The organism is Haloplanus aerogenes (genome assembly GCF_003856835.1).
In the GTDB taxonomy this organism is placed as follows: domain Archaea; phylum Halobacteriota; class Halobacteria; order Halobacteriales; family Haloferacaceae; genus Haloplanus; species Haloplanus aerogenes.
The window spans coordinates 1,894,199-1,906,704 of sequence record NZ_CP034145.1 but is presented as its reverse complement, the minus strand read 5'-3'; the positions used below and the strand labels follow the sequence as shown (position 1 = coordinate 1,906,704).

General features: G+C 60.8%; 13 protein-coding genes and 1 tRNA gene. 8 read left to right on the top strand and 6 right to left on the bottom strand.

Annotated elements, in window-relative coordinates; all coding sequences use genetic code 11:
• Nucleotides 1-41: 41 nt before the first annotated feature.
• On the bottom strand, nucleotides 42-1,880 hold the full coding sequence (locus DU502_RS09680; protein ID WP_121919169.1) for a hybrid sensor histidine kinase/response regulator: 1,839 nt from the start codon (nucleotides 1,878-1,880) through the stop codon (nucleotides 42-44).
• A 380-nt stretch (nucleotides 1,881-2,260) separates the two neighbouring features.
• Between DU502_RS09680 and DU502_RS09675 the strand changes: the two genes are divergently transcribed.
• From DU502_RS09675 to DU502_RS09660, 4 genes are all read left to right on the top strand, one after another.
• Entirely contained in the window at nucleotides 2,261-2,491 is a 231-nt protein-coding gene (locus tag DU502_RS09675) for a hypothetical protein (protein ID WP_121919168.1), read from the top strand.
• A gap of 9 nt (nucleotides 2,492-2,500) precedes the next feature.
• On the top strand, nucleotides 2,501-3,835 hold the full coding sequence (locus DU502_RS09670; protein WP_121919167.1) for an erythromycin esterase family protein: 1,335 nt from the start codon (nucleotides 2,501-2,503) through the stop codon (nucleotides 3,833-3,835).
• A 310-nt stretch (nucleotides 3,836-4,145) separates the two neighbouring features.
• Nucleotides 4,146-5,357, top strand: coding sequence for a CBS domain-containing protein (locus DU502_RS09665; protein WP_121919166.1), 1,212 nt, complete (start codon nucleotides 4,146-4,148; stop codon nucleotides 5,355-5,357).
• A gap of 141 nt (nucleotides 5,358-5,498) precedes the next feature.
• On the top strand, nucleotides 5,499-5,747 hold the full coding sequence (locus DU502_RS09660; protein WP_121919165.1) for a DUF7511 domain-containing protein: 249 nt from the start codon (nucleotides 5,499-5,501) through the stop codon (nucleotides 5,745-5,747).
• 208 nt (nucleotides 5,748-5,955) lie between these two features.
• On the opposite strand, the gene DU502_RS09655 is transcribed toward DU502_RS09660, so the two are convergent.
• Together DU502_RS09655 and DU502_RS09650 are read right to left on the bottom strand one after the other, a co-directional pair.
• A tRNA-Ser gene (locus DU502_RS09655) sits at nucleotides 5,956-6,039 on the bottom strand.
• A gap of 90 nt (nucleotides 6,040-6,129) precedes the next feature.
• Nucleotides 6,130-6,639 (bottom strand): DUF2267 domain-containing protein, encoded by a 510-nt coding sequence (locus DU502_RS09650; protein ID WP_121919164.1) that lies wholly within the window; start codon nucleotides 6,637-6,639, stop codon nucleotides 6,130-6,132.
• A gap of 181 nt (nucleotides 6,640-6,820) precedes the next feature.
• Between DU502_RS09650 and DU502_RS09645 the strand changes: the two genes are divergently transcribed.
• Nucleotides 6,821-7,759 carry a hypothetical protein gene (locus DU502_RS09645; RefSeq protein WP_121919163.1) on the top strand — a complete coding sequence of 313 codons (939 nt, stop codon included), beginning with the start codon at nucleotides 6,821-6,823 and terminating at the stop codon, nucleotides 7,757-7,759.
• Nucleotides 7,760-7,891: 132 nt separating this feature from the next.
• Here DU502_RS09645 and DU502_RS09640 read toward each other — a convergent pair whose 3' ends face one another.
• Nucleotides 7,892-8,203 carry a YgaP family membrane protein gene (locus DU502_RS09640; RefSeq protein WP_241966758.1) on the bottom strand — a complete coding sequence of 104 codons (312 nt, stop codon included), beginning with the start codon at nucleotides 8,201-8,203 and terminating at the stop codon, nucleotides 7,892-7,894.
• Between the two features lie 57 nt (nucleotides 8,204-8,260).
• Entirely contained in the window at nucleotides 8,261-8,902 is a 642-nt protein-coding gene (locus tag DU502_RS09635) for a dienelactone hydrolase family protein (RefSeq protein ID WP_121919161.1), read from the bottom strand.
• A 106-nt stretch (nucleotides 8,903-9,008) separates the two neighbouring features.
• On the opposite strand from DU502_RS09635, the gene DU502_RS09630 reads away from it, so the two are divergent.
• Entirely contained in the window at nucleotides 9,009-9,653 is a 645-nt protein-coding gene (locus DU502_RS09630) for a phosphoribosyltransferase (RefSeq protein WP_121919160.1), read from the top strand.
• A 325-nt stretch (nucleotides 9,654-9,978) separates the two neighbouring features.
• Here the strand turns inward: DU502_RS09630 and DU502_RS09625 are convergent, their stop codons facing one another.
• Nucleotides 9,979-11,325, bottom strand: a complete 1,347-nt coding sequence (locus tag DU502_RS09625) for an APC family permease (RefSeq protein ID WP_121919159.1) — start codon at nucleotides 11,323-11,325, stop codon at nucleotides 9,979-9,981.
• Nucleotides 11,326-11,435: 110 nt separating this feature from the next.
• Here DU502_RS09625 and DU502_RS09620 point away from each other — a divergent pair, with 110 nt between their 5' ends.
• Together DU502_RS09620 and DU502_RS09610 are read left to right on the top strand one after the other, a co-directional pair.
• Nucleotides 11,436-11,864: a CBS domain-containing protein gene (locus DU502_RS09620; protein ID WP_121919158.1), complete on the top strand. Its 429-nt coding sequence runs from the start codon at nucleotides 11,436-11,438 to the stop codon at nucleotides 11,862-11,864.
• 218 nt (nucleotides 11,865-12,082) lie between these two features.
• Nucleotides 12,083-12,265, top strand: a complete 183-nt coding sequence (locus DU502_RS09610) for a hypothetical protein (protein ID WP_121919157.1) — start codon at nucleotides 12,083-12,085, stop codon at nucleotides 12,263-12,265.
• Nucleotides 12,266-12,506: the final 241 nt, after the last annotated feature.

The window sequence follows — 12,506 nt, the reverse complement described above, 5'->3', positions numbered from 1 at the left end:
CTCCCCCTCCGGCCGTCGATCCTCGCATCCAGTGTCGCCGCTCACTCGACTGTCGGCAGTTCGACGACGAAGACGGCTCCCTCCGGATCGTTGTCCTCGACCCGCACGTCGCCTCCGTACTGCTCGACGAGCGTCTCGACGAGATACAGGCCGAGTCCCGTTCCTCGGCTGTCGAGACCTTTCTCCCCCCTTCCGAAGATGGCATCTTTCTGTGCGTCGGAGATGCCCGGCCCGTTGTCGGCGATCCGGACGACCAGTTCGTCTCCCTCCCTCGTCGTGGAGACGACGATTTCGGGCACGTCCTCGTCGTTGTGTTGCACCGCGTTCGTGAGGAGATTCCGGAAGACCGACGCGATCATCTCATTGGCCTCGACGACCGCGGACGGTATCTCCGATGCCACGACCACGTCGGCGTCCGGGTAGCGCTTCCGCAGGTCTTCGATTTCGTCTTCGAGCACGGACCGAACGTCGATGGGTTCGTTCTCCGAGTCGCGCGTCAGCATCATCGTGGCCGTATCCCGCGCCGTCTGTGTGAGTTCGACCGCGTGGGTAGCGCGGTCCTGAACCGTCGCGAGATGTTCCAGACCCTCGTCGTCGACGTGGTCGTGCAGGATGTCTGCGTAGGCGGTCACCAGCTGGAGGTCGTTGCGGATGTCGTGGCGCAACACCTGATTCAACACCTCCAGTTCGTCGCGTTGCTGTTCCAGGAGCTGATTCTGTTCGCGCAGTCGTCCCTCGTACTCCTTGCGGTCGGTGATGTCCCGCGCGACGCTCAGAATCGCCGTCTCACCCTGGTAGGTGACCAAACTGGAACTGATCTCGACGGGGATCACCTCACCGTCTTTGGTCCGATGGGCCGTCTCGAACACCTGCATTCCGTCCTCCGGCATGTTCTCGATAAGTGACGTGATCTCACCGTCCGACAGCCCCGCGTCGATGTCGTGTGGGGCCATCGAGAGGAGTTCCGACCGCGAATACCCCATCTGCTCCACGGCCGCATCGTTCACCGCGAGAAACTGCTCGTCGGTGCCGATGACCCAGGCGGTGTCGTTCATTCCGTTGATCAACTCCTGAGACTCCTCCCGGGCCTGCACCAGTTGGCGCTCCCGCATTCGCTGTTCCGTCACGTCCCGCGCCACGCCGACGACACCCTCGATGTCGTCCCCGATCCGTAGTGGGACGAGGCGGTAGTTCAGGAACACCTCGCCGCGGTCCGGGTGGTCGAAGGTCGTCTCGCCGCGGACGACCGCTCGTTCACCGTCGAGCAACGCTTGAAACGGATCGCCGTCACCCTCTGCGCGGATCGTCTCGACGAGTTGACTCGGCTGTCCTTCGAGTGCTTCCCGCGTCGTTCCGTAGAAGTCGGTCAGATAGTCGTTGACGATGTCGAACCGCCCGTCCGTATCGTACAGACACGCCCCCTCCTGCATCTGTTGGAAGGCCTGTTCGTAGAGGTGCAACTCCTCGTGTCGGGTCCGCAACTCCCGCCGGGACCGGTGTGTTTCCACCGCGTCCTCGATCCGAGTCGCCAGGACGTCGGGCTGTCGGATCGCCTCGTCTTTCCGGAGATAGTCGGTCACCCCCGCGCTGATGGCTTCGCTCGCGACCTCCTCGTCGGTGACGAGAACGAACGGCAGTTCCGGATGTGTGTCTCGAACGGCGTCGAGGAACTCGATCCCGGTTCGATCGGGAAGGGCGTGCGCCGAGACGATACAGTCGAGTTCGTCGTCGTCGAGCCACTCGAATCCCGCGGCCGCGGTTGCGGCCGTCTCGACCGTGACGTCACTGTCCCGATTCTCGAACACGTCCGCGAGCGGCGCCGCTAACGTCGAGTCGTCGTCGACGACGAGGACACGTCGCGTGCCGTCACGTCCGTTCATACCCTAGCGGTTGGCGTAGTTTCGGTTAAATACACGTTCCCAATTATCAGCGCTAGTAGCCCGGAAACGGCTCGAAACGCGAAGATATGGCCGTCCTCGCCGTCGATTCGGCACGCTCGAAGCCGTTCCGAACGGCGGCTGATTCGGTCGGCGGCGACTCTCGTTCCGAAACGTGATGAAATCAAAAACGATCGAGGAGGGGTTGTTTATGAGCGCCGTACCGCAGTCTGCCAACTGCTGTCCGTCACGTAGAACGATGGACGCTGCAGGCGCCCGTTCGGTGGGTGAACGAATCGTCCTTTCCGGCGTGAAGCCTCCGAATTCGACCGGTATGGAACACGCCGATAGACACAGTATTCTGAGTGTTCATAGGATTCCGTATGCCCACGATCACGGTCAACGTGGACGGCAACCGCAAAGAGCGCATGGAGAACCACCCCGAAATCAACTGGAGTGAGGTGACGCGGCAGGTCATCCAAGAGAAAATCGAGGCGCTCGAAGTGATGGACGAACTCACGGGCGAGAGCGAACTCACCGAGAGCGACGTACAGGAACTCGCCGACAGCATAAACGAGCGGGGACGCAAGCGCGTCGACGAGGGGTCGGTGTAGAGGGGACGTATGAGGCTCCAGGATCGCACGTCGTGGACCGAACCGGGCGACATCGACGCGGCCGTCGCCGACGTCCGCTCGACGACACACGGACTAGAACAGCCCTCCGATCTGGATCGTCTCGTCGAGCAATTCGGAGATCGAACGTACGTGTTGCTGGGCGAGGCTTCGCACGGTACCTCGGAGTACTACCGCTGGCGCGCCCGACTGACGGCCCGACTCGTCCAAGAGAAAGATTTCTCGTTCGTCGCTGTGGAAGGTGACTGGACGAACTGTTACGAGGTCAATCGGTACGTCAAGGGTCTCTCGGTGTCTCCCGAGACGATCCGCGACGCTCTCGAGGCGTTCGAACGGTGGCCGACATGGATGTGGGCGAACTGGGAGGCCCTCGAGTTCCTCGATTGGCTGGAGCTTCACAACCAGCGACTCCCCGAAGACGACCGAATCGGGTTCTACGGCCTCGACGTGTACAGCCTGTTCGAGTCGATGGACGCAGTCGTTGATTATCTCGAGGACGTAGACCCGGATGCAGCAGCCGAGGCCAGGGCCGCCTACCGGTGTTTCGAACCGTACGGTGAAGACGCACAGGAGTACGCGCGGGCGCTCCGGATGGTTCCCGAGACCTGCGAGGACGAGGTGGTAGAAATGTTGACGCGGCTCCGCGAGCAGGTCGCAGCGTACGATCACAGCCGCGATGACTACTTCAACGCCGAACAGAACGCCTTGGTCGCAAAAAACGCCGAACAGTACTACCGAGAGATGGTTCGTGGCGAGGTCGACTCCTGGAACATCCGGGACCGACACATGGTCGAAACGCTGGAGCGTTTGCAGAAGCATCACGGATCGGACAGCAAGGGCATCGTCTGGGCGCACAACACCCACATCGGCGACGCCAGAGCGACTGACATGGAGGCGCGGGGACGGCTCAATGTCGGCCAACTCGTTCGCGAGCACGAAGGCAGGGCCGACGTGGCATTGATTGGTATGGGTTCACACCAGGGCACGGTGATCGCCGCGGATTCGTGGGGCGCACGGTTGGAGGAGATGACAGTCCCACCCGCACAGGAGGGAAGTTACGAACACGTCTTCGAGCAGGCGGGTGGAGGCGACTGTTTCCTCGTAACCGGGGAGCTTCCCGACGACTCACCGCTCACCCGACCTCGGGGTCATCGCGCCATCGGTGTCGTGTATCACCCGGCTCACGAGGCGGGGAACTACGTGCCGACGGTTCTTCCCGAACGATATGATGCATTCATGTATTTCGACGAGACGAGCGCCCTCCATCCGCTCGATGTCCACGCCGACGTCGAGGCGATCCCGGATCTGTACCCGTGGGGATTCTAACCGGGGTTCTCCCGTCGGGCGCTCACTGGAGCACTCGTACTGGGCGTCTTCGGGCCGTCTTCAAATTTCTCCTGCTAACGCAGGTGCCCTCTCGGGCGACGATACACCGTCGCACGTGTCGGCCAGCATGGATGGGTGCTAGGAGTAGTCGCCGGGGCAATTCGTCCCGCGACGACCCCTGTACGTCGCTTTTCAGATATCGGGAACCTCCGGCGAATACTTGTGAATCTCTGGCGAAGTGGTACTTGTCAGCACCACGATTACGGCCGACGCGACCGACAATCAGCCGAAGCGGACACCACTCACAGCCATGGAAATTGCCGATATCGTCTCGGAAGAGTACGTAGCGCTCTCACCGGACACGCCCGTGTCGAAGCTCGTCGGTGCGTTCGACGATCCGACCGTCAAGGGGGTCGTCGTACACGGCGATGAATTCGAGGGAATCGTCACGAGGAGACAGCTCGCCACCTCGCACCACCAACCCGACGAAAAGGTCGGTTCGCTCGTCTGGCACGTCCCCAGACTCGCCCCCGACGAGGACATCCGCAAGGTTGCCCAGCTCATGATCGACAGCGACGCACAGCTCCTCCCGGTCTTCGACGGGGGCGAACTAGCGGGCGTCGTCACCGTCGATGCGATTCTGGAGAAAGTCCAGCCGTTTCTCGACGCGGCGACCGTCGCCGAGGCCTCCACCGCCGACCTCGTCACGCTCGATCCGGAGTCGACCTTCGGTGAAGCACTCCACGTGTTCCGGAAGAAGCGGATCACGCATCTCCCGGTCGTCGAGGACGACACTGCAATTGGCATCCTGAGTCTCTACGACGTGACCGATCTAACGGTTCGTTCCGCGAAACAGAGCCAAGGCGGCGATGCAGGTGGCACGGACTCGTTCGGTGGAGACATTTCGGCCAGTACCGGTCGGGCTCACGGCGGTTTCGGTGCCCGGGAGGGGGAACTCGCCCGCATCTTGGATCTCCCGGTCAGAGACGTCATGGTCTCGCCGGTACGCACGATTCACCCGGACGCGACACTCGAGACGGCCGTCGAGGAGATGTTCGCCATCGGCGGATCGTCGCTCGTCGTCACGGAAGACGGCCGGCCCTTCGGTATCGTCACGAAGACCGACATCCTCGATTCGCTCACGTGGGAGGCTGGCGGCAATCGAGCCGTCCAAGTCTATGGCACCGATTTGCTGGACGACGTGCAATACGAGGACGTCGTGGCGATGATCGAGAAGTTCGACGACCGTGACCACGGGATGTCCGTTCTAGACGCGAAGATCCACCTTCACGAACACGACGAGAAACTTCGAGGGACGCCTCTTCTGCTTGCCCGCATCCGCCTGCACACCGATCGAGGACTGTACATCGCCTCCGGTGAAGGCTACGGGGCGAGTCACGCACTCAACGAGGCACGCGACGTGCTCGAACGACAGATTCGTGATCGCAAGACGTACGGCGAAAGTAAGAAGCCCCCGACCGAGGAGTTCTGGGAGAAACGCTTCGGCTGGATGCTCGAATGACGACCCGTGGCTCCTGTCGCACCGCTGAAGATCGGTACTCTCCCCTAATTTCACTGCGACAGTGCTGTACAGGTACGGAACACGCCGGGGGAGTCCCAGCGAGTTGTAATCGGATACGATATTTTTGTGAGGCTAGGTCCAATGTCCCTCTGCGAAATCGACGCTATCGAACACGAGGTGATAACGATGAGTTCCGTCCCGACTGAATCAGACGACTGGGAGCCATTCCAGCCAGCACACGACGAAGCGTTCGTGGCGAACATCACAGAACAAGCTGACGACGTGGAGAGGTGCTCGATATCGCCGCTGCCGAGGAGCGAGCGGATGCTGGAGACCGAGTGGATTGCCGCTACGGATGGATCGTTCGTCCCACTCGACGAAATGCGCTAACGAACGCGTCTCCGTGTCTAATCGCCCGTCGTCTATCTCTCCGAACGAAGTATCCACATCTCTGCGATATTCCGCTCGCGCTCGCTACCGTTCACGTTTCTGTCGGTCCGAACATCCTTCGCCGCTGTCGGCGGTGAGGCGAAATTTGGGAGGTATGGATAATTGCGCACGGATAGATGCTGTCAGAAACACTGGCCAGCGCCCGATACGGTGGGAGTGGGATTCGAACCCACGAGGCCTCTCGGCCACCTGCTTTCCAAGCAGGCACGATAGTCCACTCCGTCATCCCACCACTCACGATATTCGTTGGGCCGAGCGCGTAAGGGACCATTGCCAATCGCTCGAAATATGGATTTTCGCCAGTGATGATCGGAGTTACGGCTTACTCTGGTGGGTCGGAGCCACGATCCGCATCTTCGAGTTCGTCTCGACTCGTCGCGTCGGGTTGAGGACCGCCACCTGTCTGGGCCTCTGCGGCTTCGCTCCATCCGCCGGCATCGACGATTTCGAAAAGCTTGCGCCAGTTTTCGTCGTCCTCGCTTTCGGGGAGCAAATCGCGCAGTTGCTGGAAATCCGACCCCGGGACCAGCGTCTGTACGATGTCGACGATGACGCGAGCGTGGTAGGCCGCGTCGGCCGGGTCGGCCTGTTCGATTTCACTGACACGCGAGACGAATTCCTGCCAGTCGAAGCGCTGGCCGTGTTCGTGGACCGCGCCGGTCAGATACCACTTGATCTCTAAGGGGAGCGACGCGGCGAGATCTTCGGCGTTGCCCTCGGGAAGACGCTGACCGAGTGTCATCAGTGTTGCCCGGATCGCCCGGAGAGTCTCGCCGGTACCGGGTAATTCGAGTCGATGTTGTACCGTGCCGGTGAATTCGTCGAAGTTCATACGACCGACCTGTTGGTCGAGTGCCAATATGAATCGACGTACCCTTTCCCATTGTACGAAAAAGGGGACGACGGTTCGACGACGCCACTCGTGATGAGCGACCGAATCGATCTGGACAGTGGAAAAACAGCGCTTCCCACTTCAGGTACACGTTTTTTTACCTCAAAACCGCACATCTAGTATGGAGATCACCGAACACGAAGAACTTTGGAACGCCGTCCAAGAACGGTGTGCAGCCCTAGAGCCAGGAACCGAACTGGTGACGCCGCTCTCGAACCGACCGTTTCGAGTCAGGGAGATCACGGCCAACCACCTCCAGATTCGCTTCGACGATAGCGGCGAGAAGCGTTTTCTCTGGCGCGAGCAGTTCGCGGTTCTTGCCGATCGCTTAGAGGAACGTCGACTCGCAGTGTCCGAACTCCCACCCGGTGTCGAACCGTACACGACGGTCTTGACGCTGCTGGCCGACTTCGGCGTCGAGGACGACGCAATCGCCTACGTCCCCGATCCCGAGACGGGCGGGGGAAGTCCGTATCTCCGTTCGCCGGCGGAAGCACGCACTCGGCCGGAGCGCCTCCACGATGATGCGCTCCTACTGGCAGACTTGCTCGATACGTCGGACCCCGTCGCTCCCGAGACACTCGAGACGGACACACTAACCGATCTGTACGTCCTTCTCTCGGACGTGCAACACGAGGCCGATCGCCTCCGACAGACGGCTCGAGAGGCGCTTCTGAGCCGCCTCGGTCCGGATCAGGAGTTACACGGCCGGTTCGGTACGGTCCGCCGGACGACACGCGAACGCCGACGACCGAAGGGCGACGAGACGATTTTCGACGCTCTGAACGAGCACGACATTCCCCGTGAATGGGTGCTCGGGATCGATCCCGACAAACTCGACATCGTCTTGACCGCGACCGATCTCGAGGAAGACGAGGTGTACGACGTCGAGGAACAGGTCTACGTCCAGAAAACCGAGGTCGAAGAGGACGAGAAGTACGCCAGACTGCAAGGGCTCGCGGAACGAATCGAGGAGCTGGAGGACGACGAGACGGCCGCGGAACTGCGCGAGGAACTTCTGAACCTCGAGACGCGACTGGACGAGGCGCTGTCGGCGTGACGGAGCAGGACGGCGTCCCGAACGTCCCCGCTGGCGGCTGACCAGCGGCTCGGTCGGGACGGCTCTTTCCTCCGAGTGGCCCGATTCTTTCCGATCGGTGCGGCGCGTCGGGTTCTGGCTACTGAGCGTCGATCACTCGGTCGTGTCGATGCCTGCGGCCTCGTTGATGGGACACTTTTGTGTCGTTCCGGTCACGAGGAGGATCGCTCCGATAACGAGAGCGACCCCTCCGATCACCGCTCCAGCAGTCCAGTAGCCGGTAAGTGCGGCTATACCCGCTATCGCTATCACGATGCCCACGACGATGCGGCCAGTTCGATCGATTCCGCCCACGTTCTTGTCCATGTGTGCCTCTGGATCCCGCAGTGCTCTTGATATGGTATATTTTTCCCAATACCTTGGAATGTCGGTGTGTCTGATCCACTGGGTGGACACTCTGAGCATACGACGACGGGCAGCCGAGTCGCACGCCCCGGAGTTTACCTCCGAGGCGGTTCGCGTTCACCGTAGCGACTCGGCGAACCAGTCGGCCGCTACGTCCGCGACTTCTTCGAGCTCACCCTCGCCCTCGAAGAGATGCCCAGCGCCCTCGACGACGTGTAATTCCTTCTCGCAGGCGAGCTGGTCGTAGGCCTCGCGGTTGAGTTCGAGCACCTGCGTGTCCGCGCCGCCGACGATAAACAGCGTCGGCACTGTGATTTCGTCGAGAACCTCCGATGCCATATCGACGCGTCCTCCACGCGAGACGACTGCATCGATCTCGTCTTCCAGCCGAGCCGTTGCTCGGAGGGCGGACGCCGCACCCGTGCTAGATCCGAAATAGCCCACGTTCAGATCACGAGTAGCATCACGCGTATTCAGCCACTCGGTGACGGCAACGAGCCGATCCGTCAGCAACGGGATGTCGAACCGATTCTCTCGGATCTGGTCCTCTTCTTCGGTCAGGAGGTCGAACAGGAGGGTTCCGAGCCCGCGTTCGCGGATGACCGCCGCCACGAAGTTGTTGCGCGGGCTCTTCCGACTCGATCCGCTCCCGTGGGCGAAGACCACCAGTCCCTCCGCCCCGTCCGGAATATCGAGCATTCCCTCGAGTTCGACATCTTCGACCGGAATACGTGCGAGATTCTCGGTCGGCTGGGACATAGTGAGCCCGACACCTGCCGTGGGTATTATTTCCACGGGCATTCCGATTTTGTGAGAATAATCACATGTTACAGGCGGCTGTGGCATCTCGTTTTATCGAGAACGCATGCCAAACGCGTCCCGATTCACGGACCGGACTGAGGCTGGCGAGCAACTCGGAAAAGTACTCCGCGAGCGAGAGATCGACGTGGATATCGTGCTCGCGATCCCGCGAGGTGGCCTTCCGCTCGGACGAGCCGTTGCCGACATGCTCGACGTTCCGCTCGATATCGTCGTCGCGTCGAAGATCGGCGCGCCAGGCAACCCGGAGTATGCCATCGGTGCCGTCGCCAGCGACGGGAGCGTCTGGCGCAATGAAAGGGCGTTTCGTGGGACGGGATCCGATGAGGAATACTTCGAACAGGAGCGGGAGAAGGAAGCCGAGAACGCGCGTCAGAAAGCCGAGCGCTACCGGGGCGAACGCTCCGAGCCCGACCTGGACGGCAAGACCGTCGCCGTCGTCGACGACGGCGTGGCCACGGGCTCGACCGTCAGAGCGTGCCTCGAGATGCTCCGGCAGACCGACGCCGATCGCATCGTGCTGGCAGTCCCCGTTGGACCGCCCGACACCGTTCGCGAGTTACGGGAGTTGGCCGACGAGGTGATCTGTCTCGAGACGCCGAGCAACTTCATGGGGGTCGGACAGTTCTACGAGCGATTCGATCAGGTCTCCGACGAAGAGGCGATGGCGTATCTCGAATCGCCGTCCTGATCCGCGGATTCGTCCGCCACCGTCGGACTACAGTCCCATCGACTGATACGGATTATTGTAACTGTGTACCGGTGGTTCGCCGAAACAGTCCGGCGAACCACCGGTAATGACTTACAATAAACAGTATGACTCAGTAGATCTCCATCTCGGACACCATCCGACGAACGAGCTCCGGTTCCTGGCGGACGTACCCCTCGTCATCGACGTTTCTGGGGCCGATCTCCTCGGTCAGAACGACCGTGTCGTAGTAGAGGTCATCGGTTCCTTCGACTCGATCGAGACGTTCTGGGCTCCCAGATCGGTCGACGAGTCGGCTCTAGACCGATCAGCCATCGCTTTCGACATCGGGGTCGAAAGGACTCCGCTCCAGATAGAGGAATTCGAGCAGAAAGATCGAGACGAAAATGCCGAGGATCCAGAGTAGGATTCCGACGTCGGTGAGATAGAGGTGATAGAGGACGATCGGGATCGCGACGCCCGTTCCAACGAGGCCGAGCGCGGGAACGAGCCGGTTCGACCCTGTCACGTCGCCGAGCCGGAGGTTCGTGTAGTTCGTGACGGCGAACGAGAGAAGGAATGCGACAGAGCCAAACTCGGTAATCTGCTTGAGCGAGCCGAGGGCGGCGAACGCGGCTGTGAGCCCGCCCATGACGAGAAGCGCATACACGGGAATTCCCTCCCTATTTCGGAACGAAAAAGCCCGAGGAAGTGCCCCCTCCGTCGAGAGCTTGTGGACGAGCCGCGCCGTTCCGAAGAGGGTTGCGTTGATCCCCGAGGAGGTGCTCTTCATCGCCGAGAGAATAACGAGGACGAACCCGGCGGCACCCAGAACCGGGATATGAGAGACCGCTTCGGCGAGTGCCACTTCCTCGTGAGCCACGAGCTGCTCGGGCGTCAGGTGAAGCATCGCCATGAACGAGACCGAGACGTAGATCAGGATCGCGATGGCGATGGCGACGTACATCCCGACCGGTAACACTCGCTCTACGTTCTCGATGTCCTCGTAGTCATACACCAGCAGCTGAAACCCCTCGTAGGAGACGAAGATGATCGCAAACCCGGTGATCGGGGTGACGACCCCCTCGCTGAAGAAGTCGATAGCCGTCACGCTCCCGTCGTAGAAGACGATCCCTAGGACTGCGAGGGAGAGCAAAATCGCGATCTTGATGTACACCGCGATGTCCTCGAAGAGACCCGTTTCGCGGACGCCCTTCAGGTTGAGCCCGACGAAGCCAGCGACGATCAGGATAGACATAATCGGACGAAGATACTGTGGGAGCGCGATTCCGAAGACTGCCCGGGCGGCCGTGAGAGTGTATGCACCGAACGCAAACGCGTACATCGCCATCACGCCGACGTAGCCGACAACAAGTACCCACCCGACGTACGCAGCCACCGTCGGACTGTTGACGACGTGCTCGACGAAGGAGAAGACGCCACCGTGCTCGCCAAAGTGGAGAGTGAGTTTGAGATAGGAGTAGGCGGTCAGCAGCGTGATGATGCCCGCGATGAGATACGATATCGGGACGGCGTTCCCGGCCTGTGCCATCGCGACGCCGAGCACGGCGTAGATTCCGCCCGAGACCATCCCACCGACGCCCATCGCGATGACCTCCAGTAACCCGAGTTTCCCCGGTCGACTCCGCGTTAGGAGCGATCGAAGCGAATTCATATCACGTCACAATCGTTGTTCGGTTCGGCTTCTTCATGACTCAAGATTCCCATCTACTGATAGAAGCAGACTGGCTATTTGTAACTGAAAAATAACTTTCTGCGTGTACTATGCCAATCAAGAATCTCGCGGTCGATGTCGTAACGGCCAGTACGGACGCGTCAGTCAAAGACCTCGCTCGGACGATGCTGGACGAGGAACTCGGCGACCTCGTGATCGCCGAGGACGACAAGCCGGTCGGTATCGTCACCGACCGCGACATCGCCCTCGCCGTGGCCCGATACGATGACCTATCCGAGCTGACTGCCGAGGATATCATGACGCCGGATCCGGTGACAATTCACGAAGATGCCACGGCAGTCGACCTCCCTGCGACGATGGCCGAAGGTCGGGTTCGGCGGATTCCAGTCGTCGACGACGATGGCAGGCTCGTCGGAATCGCCACGCTCGACGATGTCGTCGCGACTGCCGGCGAAATGCTGGACGATGTCGCTGCCGTGATCGAGAGCCAGTCCCGTGAATTCGAGCCGGACGAGTAATCCGTCCCCCGTCGCAGCGGGTTCTCACAGGACCCGTCCCCCGATCAGTAATTTCATCGTTCGACGTCGACACGAGCGAACTCAAAGAACAGGCCGAGAAGATCCGGAAGCAAAAACAACAGATAGCTCGGCAACTCCAACAGATGCAACAACAGCAGGGGGGCGAATCGACCCAGACCCGAACGATGTTCCAGTAATCGACCCGGGCGGAGGAACGGGTGCGTGAGAAATTGGCGACACAGCTCCGGGAAGCAGTCGCCGATTTTCGGGCGATCAAGACGGCGTCGGAGGCGACGCGAACGTGGCGAGAAGCGGCGTACACGCGCGCCGTCGAGAGTGTGCTACAGGCAGAGGAGTACCGGGGCAACGTCGCAAGGGACGACGCCGAACGACCGGACTGATCACGACGATTATCCCGACGTTGTCGTGCGATTACGAACGAAAATTCGGCGATGGGCGCTGCAGGCCCTGGTCATTGGACGTGACTACCCTTCATTTTGGCCGCCTCAGGCGCTGTAGAAGTTGGTTCGGGATAGTGGGTAACCGGTGTTCGTGGGATTCGCTTGACTCGAAACGACCAACTATGGATCTCGAACCGATCGATCCCGAGACCGCGCTCGAATTGTACCTCAAAGACAAGCA

Coding starts and splice junctions, on each gene's coding strand:
- DU502_RS09680 (WP_121919169.1), bottom strand. CDS start 1,880: ATGAACGGACGTGACGGCACGCGACGTGTCCTCGTCGTCGACGACGAC.
- DU502_RS09675 (WP_121919168.1), top strand. CDS start 2,261: ATGCCCACGATCACGGTCAACGTGGACGGCAACCGCAAAGAGCGCATG.
- DU502_RS09670 (WP_121919167.1), top strand. CDS start 2,501: ATGAGGCTCCAGGATCGCACGTCGTGGACCGAACCGGGCGACATCGAC.
- DU502_RS09665 (WP_121919166.1), top strand. CDS start 4,146: ATGGAAATTGCCGATATCGTCTCGGAAGAGTACGTAGCGCTCTCACCG.
- DU502_RS09660 (WP_121919165.1), top strand. CDS start 5,499: ATGTCCCTCTGCGAAATCGACGCTATCGAACACGAGGTGATAACGATG.
- DU502_RS09650 (WP_121919164.1), bottom strand. CDS start 6,639: ATGAACTTCGACGAATTCACCGGCACGGTACAACATCGACTCGAATTA.
- DU502_RS09645 (WP_121919163.1), top strand. CDS start 6,821: ATGGAGATCACCGAACACGAAGAACTTTGGAACGCCGTCCAAGAACGG.
- DU502_RS09640 (WP_241966758.1), bottom strand. CDS start 8,203: ATGCTCAGAGTGTCCACCCAGTGGATCAGACACACCGACATTCCAAGG.
- DU502_RS09635 (WP_121919161.1), bottom strand. CDS start 8,902: ATGTCCCAGCCGACCGAGAATCTCGCACGTATTCCGGTCGAAGATGTC.
- DU502_RS09630 (WP_121919160.1), top strand. CDS start 9,009: ATGCCAAACGCGTCCCGATTCACGGACCGGACTGAGGCTGGCGAGCAA.
- DU502_RS09625 (WP_121919159.1), bottom strand. CDS start 11,325: ATGAATTCGCTTCGATCGCTCCTAACGCGGAGTCGACCGGGGAAACTC.
- DU502_RS09620 (WP_121919158.1), top strand. CDS start 11,436: ATGCCAATCAAGAATCTCGCGGTCGATGTCGTAACGGCCAGTACGGAC.